This is a genomic window from Niveispirillum lacus, assembly GCF_002251795.1.
In the GTDB taxonomy this organism is placed as follows: Bacteria; Pseudomonadota; Alphaproteobacteria; order Azospirillales; family Azospirillaceae; genus Niveispirillum; species Niveispirillum lacus.
The window spans coordinates 51,528-69,466 of sequence record NZ_NOXU01000026.1 but is presented as its reverse complement, the minus strand read 5'-3'; the positions used below and the strand labels follow the sequence as shown (position 1 = coordinate 69,466).

The window sequence follows — 17,939 nt, the reverse complement described above, 5'->3', positions numbered from 1 at the left end:
GATGATTTTTAACCCTGGCGCCGGGTTTCAGCCCTCTCCGGCAGCGCTCAACAGGCGCCGGGCATTCTCATTGGTGGCGCGATGATAGGGGGCAAGGCCGCGCCCGCCCAAACGGGAGGCTTCCAGCGCTATGCGGCCGCAAGCAATCTCCGCCACATTCAGGCTGGTTTCGACATAATCGCTGGCGACACCGCCATACCGGATCGGGTCAGGCGGGGCGACCATGCCCAGCCCAGCCTGGGCCATGGCCGCCCCCTGCTGGGCCAGCCATTCAAACCATACATCGGACAGGGACCAGAGCCCGGCAACCAGCGCATTCTGCGCCTCCACTGCCGCGTCCAGCTTTTCCCAGATCATGGTGGTGAATTCTGGGTCACGCAGCCGGGCCGGATCAAAACCGGCCGCCGCCAGCCGCACGGCCCGCAGGCCGATCGTTTGCTGCGCTGCCCACAAGGTTTCGCCCAGAACCAGGGTGGTGGCGGCCAACTCGGCTGCGACCTCGGCCCCGCGGGCTGCCAAGGGTGTCGAGGTTTCCCGCGTCATTTTCCGTCCCCCAATCTATGGCGGGAGAGGAACCCCCGCCCCGTCAGGGTACAGAGTGTCATGCTGCAATGCAACATACGCTGTGGGGGCGGGATGTGGTGCCGGTCGTCATCGCCTGCGACAACCTCACGTCAGCTTCGCGGCCTCTGCCGGGGTCAAGGCCTGGATCGACAGGGCATGCACACGCTCCGCCAGTTCGGCCGACACTGCGCCATACACCAGACGCTGACGTGCCACGCGTCCCAGCCCCTCGAACCGCTCCGACACGATGACCACATCGAAATGGGTCTCGCCACCGGGCTGATCGGCACCCGCATGGCCGGCATGTTGGTGCGAGACATCCTTGATGGTCAGGCTGTGCGGGGCTAGAGCCTGTGTCAGCTTGTCCCGCATCCGGGTCGCGTAGATTGCCATTGTCATATCCAGGGCCTGTTCGGCCGATGCCAGGGTTGGGACATGGCCAACAGGTAGTAGATCATCATGTCAGATACCAGCCCGCCGATGCCGGCGGCGAACAAGAAAGCCCAGGTGGTGACGCGCCCCCTGGCTCTGACCCTGCTGGTGCTGGTCATCCTGCTCTGGGGTGTGAACTGGCCGGTAATGAAGGAAGTGGTCGGCCATATGCCCCCGATCAGCTTCGTCGCCTCGCGTCTGCTGCTGGGCGCTGTATCGCTGCTGATCTTCACGGCAGCCCTGCGACAACTGCGTCTGCCGGCGAAGGCCGACATCCCGGTCATCCTGTCGGTGGGGGTGCTGCAGATGGGCCTGTTCATGCTGCTGGTCACGATCGCGGTACAATATGTGCCAGCGGGCCGGGCCGGCATCCTGGCCTATACGACCCCGCTCTGGGTGGTGCCGCTGGCCTTGATCTTTCTCAAGGAAAGGGTGGGCTGGGCCAAGGCGGGCGGGCTGCTGGTCGGACTGGCCGGGGTGGCGGTGCTGTTCAATCCGGCGGCATTTGACTGGACACAGCGCCCGGTGCTGCTGGGCAACGGGTTGCTGATGCTGGCGGCCTTAATCTGGGCTTTCAATATTGTCCATGTGCGCCGACATCGCTGGGTCGGCACGCCGCTGCAGCTGGCCCCCTGGCAGATGATGCTGGCAGCCCTGATGGCGACAATCGCGGCCTTGGGAACAGAGGATCTGTCGCAGATCGACTGGTCGGGACAGTTGGTGGTGCTGCTGATCTATAATGGCCCTATTGCCACTGCCTTCTGTTTCTGGGCCATGGTTACGGTCAACCGCGCCCTCCCCGCCATCACCACGTCGCTGTCGGTTCTGGGGGTGCCAGTGGTGGGGCTGGTGTCATCTGCCCTGTGGCTGCACGAGCCGCTGACATTGACCAATCTGGTGGGTCTGGGGTTGATCGGCGGCGGGCTGATTTTGGTAGCGCTCTCAGAAAAACGCGGGTGAAAGGCGCCTTGTTGCTTGCAGCGGTCGGGCATTCATCATACTAATTTCCGCTAATAAGTATGATTAATCGTGCTGGACCCAACCAGCCTTCATGGACACAAATGTTCGGGAAGGATCTGACGCTGTGGCAACACCTCTTGGCGCGTCGCCTGTTTCGCCTCAACACGCTCCCATGGGTACAGGTTCCTACCGGCCGGCGCTGACGCTGCTGGCCAGCCTGTTCTTCATGTGGGGTTTCATCACGGTTATCAACAATACGCTGTTGCCGCATCTGCGCTCCGTGTTCGACCTGGATTATACCCAGACGACGCTGATCGAATCGGTTTGGTTCATCGCCTATTTCTTTGCCTCCATCCCGTCAGCCAAGCTGATCGAACGGGTGGGTTATCAGAAGGCGCTGGTCATCGGGCTTGGCATCATGGCCGTGGGCGCGTTGGGCATGATCCCGGCGGCCCGCATGCCATCCTACACCGTGACCTTGATGGCGTTGTTTGTCATCGCGTCGGGCATCACCCTGCTGCAAGTCGCGGCCAACCCCTATGTCGCTGTCATCGGGCCAGCGGACAGCGCCTCGGCACGGTTAAACCTGGTGCAGGCGTTCAACTCGGTAGGCACCACGCTGGCCCCGCTGTTCGGCGGGTACCTGATCCTGGGTCGCACGACCGCCGGCACGGCAGAAGCCGGCACCGTCCTGACCCAAGCCGAACGGCTGGCGGATGCACAATCGGTGCAGTTGCCTTATCTGATCGTGGCCGGTGTTCTGATCTTGCTGGCCATCATCATTGCCCGGTTTCCCCTGCCCGCCATGGGCCAACACACTTCACGCGCGGACAAGGAAACGCGCGCCGGCCTGTCGCTGTGGAACCACCGCAATCTGGTCTTCGGCATTCCCGCCATCTTCATCTATCTGATTGCCGAGATCGGCGTCGCCAACCTTTTTATTAACTTTGTCTCCCAGCCAGAGATCGGGAACCTGACACACCAGGAGGCGTCGAACTATCTGTTCCTGCTGTGGGGTGGCATGATGGTGGGCCGTTTTGTGGGCAGCTTCCTGATGCGCTCCATTGCACCGGAAACGGTGTTGGCCTGGTTTTCCATCGGGGCCTTCATTGTCATGCTGGTGACTGTGTTTGCCAGCGGGCCGGTGGCCATGTGGTCGCTGATCCTGGTGGGCCTGTTTCATTCCATCATGTTCCCCACCATCTTCACGCTGGGCATCCGGGGGTTAGGCCCCTTGACGGAGGAGGGTTCCGGCCTGCTGATCATGGCCATCGCCGGTGGCGCCTTGGTCGTGGTCCATGGCTGGCTGGCAGACCTTTATGGCTTGCAGCTCTCCTTCCTGCTGACCGCAGCGTGCGAACTCTACATCCTGTTTTATGCGCTGTGGGGCGCCAAGACCGGGAAGTAAGCAAGTCAAGCCCGGCCCGGCTGCATGGCAGGCCCACGCCCAACTGGGACCGGCCGTTATCGGCGTCCTTGTCAGCGTCGTGCTTGCCACCCATACTCTGCCGGTTATGCAGAAGAACCGGCCCAACCTTTCCTTCGATTTCCGGGAAGCGCCGCGCGCCCACATGCGCGCGTGCGATCATCCCGGCTGCCGGGAGGCGGGGGAACATCGGGCACCCAAGGGCCGGGACAAGCTGAACGATTATTTCTGGTTCTGCCTGGACCATGTCCGTGACTACAACAAGTCCTGGGACTTCTATGCCGGCATGTCGCAGGACGAGATTGAACGCCATGTGCGCCAGGACACAACCTGGCAGCGCCCCTCCTGGCCCATGGGAGACTGGCGCACGCGTGAGAAGCGCACGCGCGACAGGGTGTTCAACGGTGGTTTTGCCTTTGGCGCCGACTGGTCGGGGGAGGAAGGCGAAGCCCGCCGCAGCGCCCAGCGCCCCAAGGCGCGCACCGCCGAGGAAGAGGCGCTGATAGCGCTGGACCTGCCACCCGACGCCGATTTCGCCACCATCAAGGCCCGTTACCGTCAACTGGCCAAACAATATCACCCCGACGCCAATGGCGGGGCGAAAGAGGCGGAAGAACGGTTGAAATCCATCAACCAAGCCTACACAACCCTGAAGGCCGCCTTTGGTGGGCACCAACCCGACCAGGCCTGACAGACCCCGGCATCAGAGATCAGAAGCAGCGCAAGAATGGCACCCGACATGGTTTCCAACAGCACGGCCACCCATCCCGAATTGCCCGACATCACCGTGTCCGTGCGCGAAGTTTTCGGCATCGACAGCGACATGCGTGTCCCGGCCTTCACCATGGCTACCGAACATGTGCCGGAGCGGGACAAGGCCTATCGCTTTGACCGCGAGACGACGATGGCCATCCTGGCCGGCTTCGCCTACAACCGCCGCGTCATGATCCAGGGCTATCACGGCACCGGCAAGTCGACCCATATCGAACAGGTCGCAGCCCGGCTGAACTGGCCCTGCATTCGCGTCAATCTGGACAGCCATATCAGCCGTATCGACCTGATCGGCAAGGACGCCATTGTGCTGCGCGATGGCAAGCAGGTGACGGAATATCGTGAAGGTATTCTGCCCTGGGCGCTACAGCACCCCTGCGCCGTGGTGTTCGACGAATATGATGCGGGTCGCCCCGATGTGATGTTTGTCATCCAGCGCGTCTTGGAACTGGAGGGCAAGCTGACCCTTCTGGATCAGAACAAGGTCATCCGCCCGCATCCGGCCTTCCGTCTGTTCGCCACCGCCAACACGGTCGGCCTGGGCGATACGACGGGCCTTTATCACGGTACGCAGCAGATCAACCAGGGCCAGATGGACCGCTGGAACATCGTGGCGACCCTGAATTACCTGCCGCATGCCGATGAGGTGCGGATCATTCTGGCCAAGGTGCCCGATTATGACACCGACGAGAAGCGCGGCACTGTCGCGTCCATGGTGCGCCTGGCCGAAATGACCCGCAGCGGCTTCATCGCCGGCGACATTTCCACGGTGATGAGCCCGCGTACCGTCATCACCTGGGCCCAGAATGCGGCCATTTTCGGCGGCGATGTCGGCTTTGCCTTCCGCGTTTCCTTCCTCAACAAGTGTGATGAGGTCGAGCGCGCCACCGTGGCCGAGTATTACCAGCGCTGTTTCGGCCAGGAATTGCCAACCGGTTCCTTCAAGGGCTCGTTGGTCTGAAGCATTCAACGATTGTGATGTAAGAGGCGGTCCTGCCTGGTAACGGGACCGCCTTTTTCTTTCATCTATTTATTTGCAAACTTGCAATGAATGGCGGTTCATTACCCTGTTGGCGACGAATGCTGACCAAACCTGTCATTGGTATTGTGTGATAGTTGCAGTGCGGCAATTGCCCGCCTGGAAAATTTACGCTATCCTATTCGTCGGGGCTGTACTTGTTACTTTGGAGAATGCGGAAATGAAGAAGTTTGGATTGGGGCTGGTAGCACTGTTGCTGGCCGCACAGCCATTTGCCACCGGTATTGCCGCAGCACAGACCGCACCGGCCACCGATGCACCGGCCGCAGCCAACGCCGCCGAACGCGAAATCTGCAAGGCGGAAAAGCCGACTGGCACGCGCTTGGCTAAGAAGAAGACGTGCCGGACCAAGGCTGAATGGGATGAATTCTATCGCTTGCAGCGGGCCGAAACGGAACAGATGCAGCGCAATGACATGGCGAATAAAACGCCCAAGGGCTGAACTGCGGGGGCGCAATGGCGGGCCGATGGGGCAGCCCTTTGTCAATGGCGGGCGGGACACCCCCCGCCATTGCCCATTGCGTACCGCAGAACCCGCCTGGGCTATCTTTGGTGTGTGATTGCCAGAACCGGTTACGGTTCTGGGCTTGGTCATGCGATAAACCAAATGCTGATGGTCCCAGGGGCATGATCCTGTACCCTGCCGACCCCAGAAACAGGGAGGAATAACATGCGCGGTTTTGCAGTGATGTTTCTCATCGCGGGCTTTGCAGCCGGGGGCGTTCCCGGCGCCGTCGCCCAATCATCGGACAGTCAGACACCGGCAGCGGCCAGTGTTGCAACCGAAGCAGACAAGCAGATCTGCAAGAAGGAAAAAGAGACAGGAAGCCGTCTCGCCGCCAAGAAAGTCTGCCGGACAAAGGCGGAATGGGACGAATTCTATCGCCAACAGCGCGCTGAAACCGAACAGATGCAGCGTAACGACATGGCGACAAAGACACCCAAATAGCATGTCATTTCCGGACGCATGACCAGGGGCGATAGGCGACCCTGGCAAAACGGATGGGCGCCGCCGCCGCCATCCGGTATGCTGGGTTATTGCCCAATCATACCGGGCGGTTGGAACAGTGATGGATCATGACCCAGGAATCCCCCGTTGAGATCTTCAAGCGCGCCACCACCGCCACCGTGCGGGCCCTGGCGGATCGCAAGGATCTGGTGGTGGGCTTTTCGTCCGAACCGGCAGGTGTGGCCGGTGCGCGGGTGCGGGTCCCCCTGCCACCGCGTGACCTGAACCCGCGCGAACTGGCGCATGTTCGCGGATCGGCCGATGCCGCCGCCTTGCGTCTGCGTCATCATAACGCCGCGATCCACGCCAACCGCATGCCGGTCAGTGAACAGGCACGCCTGTCCTACGAAGCGCTGGAACAGGCGCGGGTGGAAGCCATCGGGGCCACCCAGATGCGCGGCGTTGCCGGCAATCTGGCCGCCAGCTTGGAAGAGAAGTACCGCAAAGCGGGGTTTGATCGCCTGCACGACCCGGAACAGGTACCGGTGCCCGACGTACTGCGCCTGTTGGCCCGCGAAGCCATGACAGGGGCCGCCCCACCGGAAAGCGCACGGGCAGCCGTGGACCTGTGGCGGCAGAAAGTGGCCGACAAACTGGGTACAGGCCTGGGCAAGCTGGGTGCGGTCATGGAAGACCAGGACGCCTATGCCAAGGCGGTCCGCCGGTTGCTGTCCGATATGGACATGGATGTCGGCGCCGAACCGGACAGCGACGAGGGGGAGCAGGACAATGCCCCTGAAAGCCCCGATGCCGGCGACAGCGACAAGGAGATGGACAGCCAGGGCGGCCAGCAGCAATCCGGCGAGGACCAGTCGCAGGAGATGCAGGAGCAGCAGCAACAGCAGCGCCGGTCCGAAGAAGCCGCCGACGGCGAAGATGGTGAAAAGGCAGAAGGCGAACTGAGCGAAGGCGATGGATCGGAGGAACCGGGCAATCCCAGTCAGCAGCCCCGTCCCGAACGCAGCCGCAATGAACCCGACGCCGGCGCCTATAAGCCCTTTACGACTGCCTTTGATGAGGTGGTGGACGCTGCCGAACTGTGCGACCCGGATGAGTTGACCCGCCTGCGCCTGATGCTGGACCAGCAATTGCAGAATCTTCAGGGCGTCATCTCCAAACTGGCCAACCGGCTGCAGCGGCGGCTTCTGGCCAAACAGACGCGGTCCTGGGAGTTCGACCTGGAAGAAGGCATGCTGGACGCGGCGCGTCTGGCCCGCGTCGTGATCAATCCCACTGTCCCCCTCTCGTTCAAGCGGGAGAATGAAACAGATTTCCGCGACACGGTCGTCACGCTGCTGATCGACAATTCCGGGTCAATGCGCGGCCGCCCAATCTCCATCGCGGCGATGAGTGCGGATATCCTCTCGCGCACCCTGGAACGCTGTGGCGTGAAGGTGGAAATCCTGGGCTTTACGACACGAGCCTGGAAAGGCGGGCAGTCGCGTGAACGCTGGATCGCCGCCGGCAAACCACCGCAGCCAGGCCGCCTGAACGACCTGCGTCACATCATCTACAAGGGCGCAGATGCGCCCTGGCGCCGGGTGCGGCGCAATCTGGGCCTGATGCTGCGCGAAGGTATCCTGAAGGAAAATATCGACGGCGAAGCACTGATGTGGGCGCATCAACGGCTGCTGGCCCGCCCCGAACAGCGCCGCATCCTGATGGTGATCAGCGACGGCGCGCCGGTGGATGATAGCACCCTGTCGGTCAATAACGGCTCATACCTGGAAAAGCACCTGCGCGCCGTCATTGACTGGATCGAAACAAGAAGCCCGGTCGAACTGGTGGCCATCGGTATCGGCCACGATGTGACCCGCTATTACCGCCGTGCCGTCACCATCATTGACGCCGAACAGTTGGGTGGCACCATGATGGAAAAGTTGGCCGAACTGTTTGATGAAGATAGCCGTCAGGGATGGGGCGCGGCGCCCCGTCGTGCGGGGGGCGGGCGGCGATAACGGCTGACGGCAGTCGCGGCTTAGCGCTGAAATGTGGCGCGCCCGGCAGGACTCGAACCTGCTGCCTCCAGTTTAGGAAACCGGCGCTCTATCCTGATGAGCTACGGACGCCAACCACGTCCCCCATATAGCGGCATTCGTGGCGGCGGGAAAGCCCCTATGGACCGGGTCCATAGGGGCCAGACCCAGGGCGGCTATTTCTTATAGGCCAGCCGAAGATTTCCCCAGCGGCGGCCCACCACGATGATCGGCGCATCCACTTCCTTCAGGCGCACCAGCACCCCGCTGCCCATATCACGCGTATAGGCCTGCATCAGGAACGGCCGGCTGTTACGGCTGGCCGCCATACCCGCCCGGTCATCAAAGATGCGGCGGTTACGGCAGTGCGCGATGTTCCAGTCACGATCACCCGGACGCTGCGGCTCGCTGAATTTACGGTTATGTGTGGGCAGGTAACCGATATTGGTCACCGCCGCACAGAATTGCACAGCCGGGTCCAAGGCCAGGACGGCTTCCTGGATCGGGGTAAACAGTTCATCGGTCAGGGCCGTGAACGGCGCGATGAACTGTTCGGGATCGGACCCCTGTACCAACCGCATGTCTGTGGAGAACAGATCATCTTCGCTGATCCGCCCGCCCGCCAGGGCCTGTTCCAACGAAGTGGACAGTTTGGCGGCATTTTCCTGTACCGCCAGGATAAATTTCGATTCCGCGTTGATCAGACGCTGAACAAAGCTGTGCAATGCTTCCTGGTCAGCAGCGCGCGGTTCAAAATTCAGGTGCAGGCCCAAATCGCTGCCGCCGACAATCCGGGCGGCGATACTGCCCAGTTCCTGCAGTTTCAGTTGCGCCCGTGCGCCGGGTTCCGCCCGGAATGCAGCCGGCATGGTCAGCAGGGCGCCATCTGTGGACAGGTCGAGCACGGTGACGGACAGATCGGTGCCGCCGGTGACCAGATGGGCCGGCAGATCGGTCGGGATGCGGTCATGGCTGCGGCGATCACCTGCCACCGACTGGCGCAACGTGGTCAACAGCCGGGTACGAAGGGCAGACACCGACCGCTGCGTATCCGCAACCCGACCCTCCACATCGCTGGCAACCACTCTGGCCTGATCGATATCGCCACTGATGCGCGATACGCTTTCGGAAACCTGCAAGGCACCGCTGGCAGACTCCTCGGCATTACGGCCGATCTCGGCACTGGCCGCAGACTGTTCTTCCACCGCAGCGGCAGTGGCGGTGGCGGTGTGGTTGATCTCTTCCACAACACGGATCACCGCATTGATGCCATCAACAGAGCCGTCAACGGCGCTGTGCACCGCTTCAATGCGCTTGGCAATGTCTTCGGTGGCGTTGCGCGTCTGGTTAGACAGGCTTTTCACTTCCGATGCGACAACGGCAAATCCTTTGCCGGCATCCCCGGCGCGCGCCGCCTCAATCGTGGCATTCAAGGCCAGAAGATTGGTCTGTTCGGCAATTTCCGCGATAAGACCAACAACGGCACGGATTTCCCCGGTGGCTTCGGCCATGCGTGACACCGCAGACTGGGCGTCGCGCGCACTGGCCACCGCACGGGCGACAACCTGACTGGACAGGCTGGCCTGCCGGGCGATCTCGGTACCCGATGCGCCCAACTCTTCGGTTGCGGCGGCCACATTCTGCGCATTGGCGGAGGTCTGTTCGGCGATGGATGCCAACAGGACCGCATTCTCCCGCACCGACCCCATGGATTGACCCAACTGGTTCATGCCGCCGACCACCCGCTGGCAACTCTGTTCGACACCCTGCCAGGTGGCGATCAGATCCGTTTCAATGGCATCACAGGTTTCCAGCAGTCGCATCCGGGTTTCGGCCCGTGACTTGGCTGCCGCAACCTGCTGCTGCTCCTGTGCGAAGGCCAACTTGGTGCGGGTGGCACGCAACTGCGCAAAGGCACCACGGAACTCCCGTGCCGCGGGCATGTCGATGGGCTGTTCTAACCGGTTGGCAGCGATGGCGTCGAAGGCAAGCCGCATCCCGTCCATAGGGCGTCGGATGGTGAGCAAAAGCCACAGGGCAGCGGCAATGGTCAGCGTCAGGCCCAGCAGACCGATGATTGACTGCCCCCAGAGCAGGGCGCTATGGGCCCTGTCGCTTTCCTCCAATGCCTCCGGCCCATGGGCCAACTGCATTTCTGTCAGCCGGCTGATCACGTCGGCAACGGGGTCAATGGTCTGATACAGCTTGTTTTTCACCAAAGACTCAAGGGCGGCGCGGTCCTCTGCCCTCATCGCGGCCAGAAGGTCGTTGACCGTCTGATCCGCCGCCGCCAGCAGCGGTTTGACCTTTTCAACCATGTCCGTTTCGTCGGGGTCCATGTCGGAACCCGCGAAATCACCCCATTCCCGCCGAATATCCGTACGGGCCTTTTCGATGGACTTGATCCCTTCATCCCAGGTGAAGTTGCCGTTGCGGACCTTGTGTGATGCATCAACGATGGACACGGCATAAGCATCCGACACGACCTTCAGCCGGCGCATATGCACAACCGCTTCCTCATTAAGGTGGGCCATGCGGGTGTGACCATCATCGACGGCCTTCATCCCCAGACCACCAATGAGCAATTGCAGCACCAGCATCAGGGTGAAAACCATGACCAGCCGGCCACGCACAGAGTTAAACCAGTGCCGGGCTGCTGCCAAAGGCCCTGTACTCTCGACCATCCCATGATGAATGCGGGCATTTCCCGCCCGACCGGCGCGGAAGGCTGCATAATGGGCTTCGGCTGCTGCGACATCGGCCCGCGCTGGTTTGGTGCGGATGGAGATATACCCGGCAAGCTGCCCATCCTCGATCACCGGCGTCACATTGGCCCGGACCCAGTAATGGTCTCCATTCTTGCAACGGTTCTTAACCAGCCCTTCCCACGGCCGACCCGCCTTGACCGTCGACCACAGGTCAGCAAACGCTTCCTTCGGCATGTCGGGATGGCGGATGACATTATGGGGCGCGCCGATCAGTTCCTGTTCGGAAAAGCCGCTGATAGCGATGAAGGCATCATTGACAAAGGTAATACGACCGCCGGTATCCGTTTTCGACACCAGCAGGTCACCCTCCGTCATCTCCACTTCACGGTTCGTCACAGGCCCATTGTCACGCATTAGTTTCCCCCCCAAATAATTTCCGGATGGCAAAGAAATGGTTTCCAGGGAAAACGAAGAATATTGGTTCGTAAGGCAAATCAAACCGCTTCAACTTCGACACTGTCAAACCATCCGATCCGCATCTCGGACTATGATCGTCATCCTTACATCGCAGCCGGGAACATGAGTTCAGTCACGGCAATCCGCCCAGCGCAGATTTGCCCAAAATTAACGCAGTTTGTTAACTATGCCATCTTCTGGTGCCTATCCTGCAGGATAGGCGTTCTGGCCTGCTATCCCAGAAGCCGGGACAGCACGGCGTTCAGCCGTTCCCGGCCGTCCTTGGTGGCGGACAGGATGGCCCCGTCCAAACGCACCATGCCGTGGCGGATCAGCCCCTCTATGCGCGCTGGCTCGATCCAGTCGGACAGCGGCCGCCCGGTTTCCACCAGGACGCGGTCCAGCGCCACCCCTTCGGACAGGCGCAGACCCATCATCAGCATTTCGGTGAGCCGGTCTGCGGCTGCCACCGTTTCAAAAGGCTTGGCGCCCGTACCGGTGGCCAAGCTGCGTTCCAGCCAGATTTCCGGCGCCCGGTGGGTGCGGGTCGCAACCTTGCCCAGGCCGGGCAGGGTCAACCGCCCATGAGCGCCCGGCCCAATACCGACATAATCCCCATATCGCCAATAGGTCAGATTGTGTCGGCTTTCCTGTCCCGGGCGCGCATGGTTCGACACTTCATAAGCAGGCAGACCGGCACTCTCCAGCACTGCCTGTGTTGTCGCATACAACTCGCCCTGGACCTCTTCTTCCGGCAGAATCAAGTCACCGCGCGCATGCAGGGTGTGGAACTGCGTTCCCTCTTCAATGGTCAGTTGATAGAGCGACAAATGCCCGACAGCATGGTCCAGCGCACGGGAAAGCTCATCCCGCCAGGCGGCAACCGTCTGTTGGGGCCGTGCATAGATCAGATCAAAGCTGTAGCGCGGGAAGATCGACCGGGCCAAACCGATGGCCGTCAAAGCCTCGGCCGCTGAATGCCGCCGGCCGAGGGCCTGTAGATCAGCCTCATTCAGTGCCTGGATACCCAGACTGACACGGTTGACCCCGGCCGCCCGGAAGGCCCGGAACTTATCCGCCTCGACACTGGTGGGGTTGGCCTCCAGCGTGACCTCTGTACCGGCGGGTAATCCCCAGCGTTCATCAGCACGTTTCAGGATGGCTTCCACGGTCGCAGGTGGCATCAATGAAGGGGTGCCGCCGCCGAAAAACACCGATGTCAGGGTCCGGCCCGGTGTCAGGTCCGCAAAATGATCCAGTTCGCGCAGCAGGGCCTCGGCCCAGCGCGGTTGATCGACCTTTTCGCGGACATGGGAATTGAAGTCGCAATAGGGACATTTGGACGCGCAGAACGGCCAATGCACATAAAGCGCAAAACCCGGATCGGGCGAACTGATCATGTCACAAATGTCCTTGATCGGCGATCCGCGCCGGTCAAGACCGGTGGCCACCTTGGTTCAGTGCAATGTGCCAGTGGTCACCCAGGACCCGACGATGGCGGCGGCAGTGTCGCCCTCTGCCTCCGGGTGGTGCCACTGATACACGGCCAGGGCGGCATCTAGGCAATAAGCATCGGGCACCCCGCGCGACCGCAGATCGCGATAGGCGCGGGTGACAGCAGAGCGGCAGCAATCACCGCTGCCTGCCACCGGGTGGTCGGCGCAGGGCTGGCCCAGATATTCCTTGGGAATGTCCCGGCCCATTACATCAAACCTTGGAACCGTGGCCACCCGGCACATAGGTCCGTTCGATAATCGGACGGTCCTTACGCACACCATAGAGTTCAAGACGGTGGCCGATCAGGCGATAGCCCAACTCGTCGGCGATCTTTTCCTTAATCTTCTCCAGTTCCTCGCTGGAGAACTCCACCACGTCACCGGTCTGCACATCGATCAGGTGATGGTGATGCTCCTCGCGCGCTTCTTCATAGCGGGCACGGCCGTCGCCGAAATCCAGCCGTTCGATGACGTTGGCTTCCTCGAACAGGCGCATGGTGCGATAGACGGTGGCGATGGAGATATGGGGATCAATTTCGACAGCCCGCCGATAAACCTGCTCCACATCCGGGTGATCTTGGCTGTCCGACAGCACGCGGCTGATCACGCGGCGCTGTTCGGTCATCTTCAGGCCCTTCTGGACGCAAAGCTGTTCGAGGCGGGATGGCATGTCCGTCGTCTCCGATCCGGTTCTCATGGCAAATCATCCGTCCACATATGGACCATCCCGCGTGCCATGGCGAGGGGGGTTGGGCGTTTCTATTCGATAAATCTGCCTCAGGTCCCGGTCAAGACCGTGCTTTGCGCCCCCAAGACACACAACAAGCCGGAGAGCTGTCCCGGACTCAGCCGGGCGATGTCGCGGGCCAGCAGATTAGCCACCAGCGTATGGTCGGGGGACAGGCCCGCAGTGTCAACCGTGACACGGGGATCGGACAAGGCGGCGACACGCTCCAACTCCTCCGCCGCGTCCCAGATCAGGCCGAAATAAGTGCAGATCTGCCGTAGCAACATGGGCGAGGGCAAACCCTTATGCCCATGTTCCAGGGCCGACAGATAGGCGGAAGAGATTTCAAGCTCATCCGCCATCTGTTTCAGGCTGACGCCCTTCTCAGTGCGAAGTTGACGGACACGGCTACCAAACGGGGTCATGGGCACCGGGCGGAATGACGGGATCAGGGAGCAGCAGCATAAAGGTCGAAGGGTTGAGCGCAAAGTACTGGCTTTCCTGCCCGGGTGACGGGAGAAAAGCCGCCGGCACCCACACTTTTATGCTTGCCGGCGTCCCGACCCTTCCCGGAAATGAAATGGCGGACCGCAATCAAGCGATCCGCCATTCGGAGGCATGGACATGCGCAATATGCCCATTCTTCTGATGTTCCGGTTACCGATCTGGCAGCGGCGTGTCATCCCCGTCACCCTCCTGATCGGCCGGGCCTGGGAATGGGCGGGTCGGGAAAGCACCCCGGGGCGCCTGCTTCCTTTTTTGGGCCATTCCTTATCCCGAGTCGATAGGTGCTTGACGCGACCGGCCCTGCCCCTTACAACCTCGCCCCTTTTGCCGGCTTGAAGGGTTCAGGATCATGGTGGCGTGCGGGCTGGATTTCGGCACCTCCAATTCCACGCTGGGCGTGGCGGACGAGGCGGGTAGCCGCATGCTGGCTCTGGAGGGCGACCATGAGACGCTGCCCAGCGCCATCTTTTTCGATTTTGAGACCCATCGCCCGGCTTTTGGCCGTGCCGCCATCAATGCCTATGTAGCGGGGGGTGACGGGCGCCTGATGCGGTCGATCAAATCGGTGCTGGGCACCAGCCTGATTGATGAGGAAACGCTGCTGGGCCGCCGCCGTATCGGCTTTCGTGAGGTTATCGGTCTGGTCATCCGCCATATCAAGGAAGAGGGCGAGCGCCGGTCTGGCCGGGAACTGACCCATGTTGTGCATGGCCGGCCGGTTCATTTTGTGGATGGCGACGATGCCGCTGACCAGCGGGCAGAAAATGCGCTGGCCGACATTGCGCGGGCCAGTGGCTTCAGGCATGTCAGCTTTCAGTATGAGCCGATCGCAGCAGCGCTCGCCTATGAGGCGCAGATCAATGCAGAGCAGATCGCGCTCATCGCCGATATTGGCGGCGGCACATCGGACTTTTCCATTGTGCGGATTGGACCGGACCGGGCGCGGAGGGCAGAGCGGGCCCAGGACATCCTGGCCAATGATGGCGTGCGCATCGGGGGTACGGATTTCGACCGGCTGTTGAGCCTGGAGGCGGTGATGCCGCATCTGGGCTACCGCTCCCCCCTTCTGCGCCAGGGCCTGCTGACGCCCAACCACCTGTATGTGGATCTGGCCACTTGGGCCAAGATCAACTTCCTCTACAGTCCCGCCGTTCTGGCCGATGTTGAACGGCTGGTGAAGGAGGCGAAGCACCCGCAATTGATCCGCCGGCTGGCCACGGTGTTAGAGGAACATCTGGGCCACGCGCTGGCCATGAAGGTGGAAGAGGCCAAGATCGCGCTGTCGGGGTCCAGCAGTTTCGATATTGACCTGTCGCTGGTCGAAAAGGGCCTGAATGCCCCGTCTACACGCGGACGGCTGGCGGCGGCGGTGGGTGATCCGGTGGAGAAACTGGCGGCCATGACGACCGATTGCCTGCGTCAAGCGGGCTTGCGCGGTGATCAGGTTGACGCCATCTTCCTGACCGGCGGTTCCACCCTGCTGCCTGCGGTACGCGGTGCCATCACCGGCGCCCTGCCGGATGCGCGGATCGTGGAAGGTGACAAGTTCGGGGCTGTCGGCCTGGGCCTGACCATTGAGGCGGGACGGCGTTACAGCTAACCCCCTCACATACCGCTCTGGCTTTTCCCACCCATGGGCCGCTCACCCATGCCATGCGCGGAATAGCGGGCCACCGCATCAAAGGCGGCGGAGCGGAACTGGCGACGCCAAAGGACGTAGGTCACCAGCGCCACCAGGGCAATGAAAGCATAGGGATGGATCATCCATCCAAGGCTGGCAAAGGCATAGTAATAGCCGCGCAGGCCACGGTTAAAGCTGGTTATGGCCAGGGTCATCATCTTGGCCGCTGCCTTCGCTGTCGTCAGCGCTTCGTCCCCCGGATCAAGGGGCGCACCGCCGATCAGGGCGATGGTATAGTTGAATTGCCGCACCGCCCAGGTGAACGAGAAAAAACTGTAGATAAAAATTGCCAGCAGCAGCAGCAACTTTGCCTCGAAGACCGCCTTGTCGGTGGGTTGGGTGAAACCCAGCTCCATCACCACCTTATAGGCACTGTCAGACGAGGCCAGCACACCCAACAGGCCAGCCAGTACCAGCACGGTTGTGGAGGCAAAGAAAGAAACACTATGGATCAGATGGCCCATCAGCATGCTGTCCATCACCCGGTTGTCCCGGTACAGCATGTTGGTCATCCAACGGATACGGATACGCAGCATATGCTGGTTCAGGCTGGTCGGTGCCCCCTGACGGCGGTCGGTCAGCCAGCCATACCCCCACCAGAGCAGGATGAACCAGATAAACGCCACCCCATCCAGCAGCGTCAGAGACGTAAATAGCGGTGGCATGGGAACACCTTCAGCCCAGGCGGTAACGCGGCGCCACCAGCCCGTTCAGATAGGTCTTCAATTCGGGCGTCAGCGGCTCGAATTTCACTGACACGGAACGGGTGGCAACGTCCAGCGCCATGACCCGCGCCTGTACGGGAACAGGCTCGCCGGCGCCCGGTGCTGCCACCAGCAAGGTCAGCAATTCGCCTTCCTGATAAAGGGTGGTATCGGCATCCAGCGCCAGTCCGCCAAACGACCAATTGCGGGTGCGGGCCGTACCTTTGCGACTGCCAACCGCCAAGGGCGGCTGGACAAAGCGACGCAGGCGGCGGCGCTGCTTGGCATCGCCATCACCGGCGCGGGTGGCACCCGCCAGATCGGCGCCGCGCATATTCACGCCCGTAACAATGGCACCGGCCAGATCAGCTTTGCGCAGAATGGCCCCGGACAGGACGGCATTGGTCAGATCGGCACCGCGCAGGTTGGCGCCATCCAGGTTTGCCGGCCAGGTGCGGCCACCCGAAAGGGCCTGGGCTGTTAGATCGACCCCGGCCAGATGCGCGCCCGACAGATTTGCCCGACGCAGGGTGGCCCCCGCCAGGACCGAGCCATCCAGAACCGACTGCGACAGATCGCTGTAGGACAGATCGGCCATTTCCAGCCGGTTGTCGGCCCAGTCAGCCGAAACCAGCCGGCAGCGACGTAGGCGGGCACCGGCCAGGTTGCGGCCATGCAGCACCAGCGGGTCCAGTTCCGCCATGTCCAGATCCAGACGCGCCCCCTTGGCGCCACCGGTCTCGATCCATTGTTCATGGCCATTGATCAGGGCCGACAATTCCGCGCTGGGGATGCGCCGGCGGGTGGGCGACGCAATCATGGTGGTGACACCATCGGGCAGGTGTTTACCCCGCGACAACATCTCGCTATCGACCATGGTCCCGGCCAGTTGTGCGCCCATCAGGTTGGCGCCGGTCAGGTCCACACCCAGCATGACACATTTCGACAGGTCCGCCCCGGCCAGGTCCGCGTCCATCAGATCAGCACCTGTGAGATCACATCCGGTCAGTTTGGCCGAACAGAGGATCGCGCGTTCCAGCCGCGCTTCGGTCAATACCGCCGCCCCGTCGCGCTTGGTGGCCCCGCTGCTGTCCGATAGGGTACCGGAGCGGAAATCGGCCCCACGCAGGATGACATCATTCAGTGTGGCGCGATGCAGGTTGGCACCACGCAGATCGGCGCCCATCAGGTTGGCGCCCGTCAGTTCTGCCCCTTCCAGGTCGGCACCGAACAGATCGGCGCGGGCCAGATCAGCCCCTTCCAGATTGCAGCCCGACAGGTTGGCACCGGCCAGCTTGGCCTCCGCCAGCCGCGCACCCTTTAGCGTGAGACCCGACAGGTCCTGAAAAGCCAGTTCGGCGCGGCGGCCGCCCTTGCCGTCAAGCCATAGACGGTGCATCTGGAATTCCTTGCGCAGGAATTCCACGTCACGGGCGGGCGTGGTCGTTGTGGTCATGGGTCGTTGGCCCTGAAAGCCGGCATC

General features: G+C 61.9%; 17 protein-coding genes and 1 tRNA gene. 8 read left to right on the top strand and 10 right to left on the bottom strand.

Features of this window, described 5'->3' with window-relative positions; all coding sequences use genetic code 11:
• Nucleotides 1-27: 27 nt before the first annotated feature.
• Both CHU95_RS08280 and CHU95_RS08275 read right to left on the bottom strand, forming a co-directional pair.
• Nucleotides 28-543: a hypothetical protein gene (locus CHU95_RS08280; protein ID WP_094455604.1), complete on the bottom strand. Its 516-nt coding sequence runs from the start codon at nt 541-543 to the stop codon at nt 28-30.
• Between the two features lie 126 nt (nt 544-669).
• Entirely contained in the window at nt 670-957 is a 288-nt protein-coding gene (locus tag CHU95_RS08275) for a BolA family protein (RefSeq protein WP_094455602.1), read from the bottom strand.
• A 66-nt stretch (nt 958-1,023) separates the two neighbouring features.
• Between CHU95_RS08275 and CHU95_RS08270 the strand changes: the two genes are divergently transcribed.
• The 7 genes from CHU95_RS08270 (at nt 1,024) to cobT (ending at nt 8,159) form a co-directional block, all read left to right on the top strand.
• Nucleotides 1,024-1,956: a DMT family transporter gene (locus tag CHU95_RS08270; RefSeq protein WP_245838049.1), complete on the top strand. Its 933-nt coding sequence runs from the start codon at nt 1,024-1,026 to the stop codon at nt 1,954-1,956.
• 172 nt (nt 1,957-2,128) lie between these two features.
• Nucleotides 2,129-3,364: a sugar MFS transporter gene (locus tag CHU95_RS08265; protein ID WP_094455600.1), complete on the top strand. Its 1,236-nt coding sequence runs from the start codon at nt 2,129-2,131 to the stop codon at nt 3,362-3,364.
• A gap of 79 nt (nt 3,365-3,443) precedes the next feature.
• A complete protein-coding gene (locus tag CHU95_RS08260; RefSeq protein ID WP_342744712.1) occupies nt 3,444-4,073 on the top strand; it encodes a J domain-containing protein in 630 nt (209 codons plus the stop codon).
• Between the two features lie 36 nt (nt 4,074-4,109).
• Nucleotides 4,110-5,114, top strand: coding sequence for a cobaltochelatase subunit CobS (gene cobS, locus CHU95_RS08255; RefSeq protein ID WP_094455596.1), 1,005 nt, complete (start codon nt 4,110-4,112; stop codon nt 5,112-5,114).
• Nucleotides 5,115-5,352: 238 nt separating this feature from the next.
• Complete coding sequence (locus CHU95_RS08250) at nt 5,353-5,634, top strand: hypothetical protein (protein ID WP_094455594.1); 282 nt, start codon at nt 5,353-5,355, stop codon at nt 5,632-5,634.
• A 228-nt stretch (nt 5,635-5,862) separates the two neighbouring features.
• The gene (locus tag CHU95_RS08245) at nt 5,863-6,141 is read left to right on the top strand and encodes a hypothetical protein (RefSeq protein ID WP_094455592.1); all 279 of its coding nucleotides are present in this window, start codon (nt 5,863-5,865) and stop codon (nt 6,139-6,141) included.
• Between the two features lie 128 nt (nt 6,142-6,269).
• Nucleotides 6,270-8,159 (top strand): cobaltochelatase subunit CobT, encoded by a 1,890-nt coding sequence (cobT, locus tag CHU95_RS08240; RefSeq protein ID WP_094455590.1) that lies wholly within the window; start codon nt 6,270-6,272, stop codon nt 8,157-8,159.
• Nucleotides 8,160-8,193: 34 nt separating this feature from the next.
• On the opposite strand, the gene CHU95_RS08235 is transcribed toward cobT, so the two are convergent.
• From CHU95_RS08235 to CHU95_RS08210, 6 genes are all read right to left on the bottom strand, one after another.
• A tRNA-Arg gene (locus CHU95_RS08235) sits at nt 8,194-8,270 on the bottom strand.
• 83 nt (nt 8,271-8,353) lie between these two features.
• Entirely contained in the window at nt 8,354-11,299 is a 2,946-nt protein-coding gene (locus CHU95_RS08230) for a methyl-accepting chemotaxis protein (RefSeq protein ID WP_094455588.1), read from the bottom strand.
• Nucleotides 11,300-11,574: 275 nt separating this feature from the next.
• Nucleotides 11,575-12,741: a radical SAM family heme chaperone HemW gene (gene hemW / locus CHU95_RS08225; RefSeq protein WP_094455909.1), complete on the bottom strand. Its 1,167-nt coding sequence runs from the start codon at nt 12,739-12,741 to the stop codon at nt 11,575-11,577.
• Nucleotides 12,742-12,798: 57 nt separating this feature from the next.
• Nucleotides 12,799-13,044: a hypothetical protein gene (locus CHU95_RS08220; protein WP_094455586.1), complete on the bottom strand. Its 246-nt coding sequence runs from the start codon at nt 13,042-13,044 to the stop codon at nt 12,799-12,801.
• 4 nt (nt 13,045-13,048) lie between these two features.
• Nucleotides 13,049-13,507: a Fur family transcriptional regulator gene (locus CHU95_RS08215; RefSeq protein WP_094455584.1), complete on the bottom strand. Its 459-nt coding sequence runs from the start codon at nt 13,505-13,507 to the stop codon at nt 13,049-13,051.
• A gap of 107 nt (nt 13,508-13,614) precedes the next feature.
• On the bottom strand, nt 13,615-13,989 hold the full coding sequence (locus CHU95_RS08210; RefSeq protein ID WP_094455582.1) for a helix-turn-helix domain-containing protein: 375 nt from the start codon (nt 13,987-13,989) through the stop codon (nt 13,615-13,617).
• A gap of 431 nt (nt 13,990-14,420) precedes the next feature.
• Here CHU95_RS08210 and CHU95_RS08205 point away from each other — a divergent pair, with 431 nt between their 5' ends.
• The gene (locus CHU95_RS08205) at nt 14,421-15,671 is read left to right on the top strand and encodes an Hsp70 family protein (protein WP_094455580.1); all 1,251 of its coding nucleotides are present in this window, start codon (nt 14,421-14,423) and stop codon (nt 15,669-15,671) included.
• 5 nt (nt 15,672-15,676) lie between these two features.
• On the opposite strand, the gene CHU95_RS08200 is transcribed toward CHU95_RS08205, so the two are convergent.
• Nucleotides 15,677-16,417 carry a DUF599 domain-containing protein gene (locus tag CHU95_RS08200; RefSeq protein ID WP_094455578.1) on the bottom strand — a complete coding sequence of 247 codons (741 nt, stop codon included), beginning with the start codon at nt 16,415-16,417 and terminating at the stop codon, nt 15,677-15,679.
• A gap of 10 nt (nt 16,418-16,427) precedes the next feature.
• A complete protein-coding gene (locus tag CHU95_RS08195) occupies nt 16,428-17,912 on the bottom strand; it encodes a pentapeptide repeat-containing protein (protein ID WP_094455576.1) in 1,485 nt (494 codons plus the stop codon).
• Between the last annotated feature and the right edge of the window lie 27 nt (nt 17,913-17,939).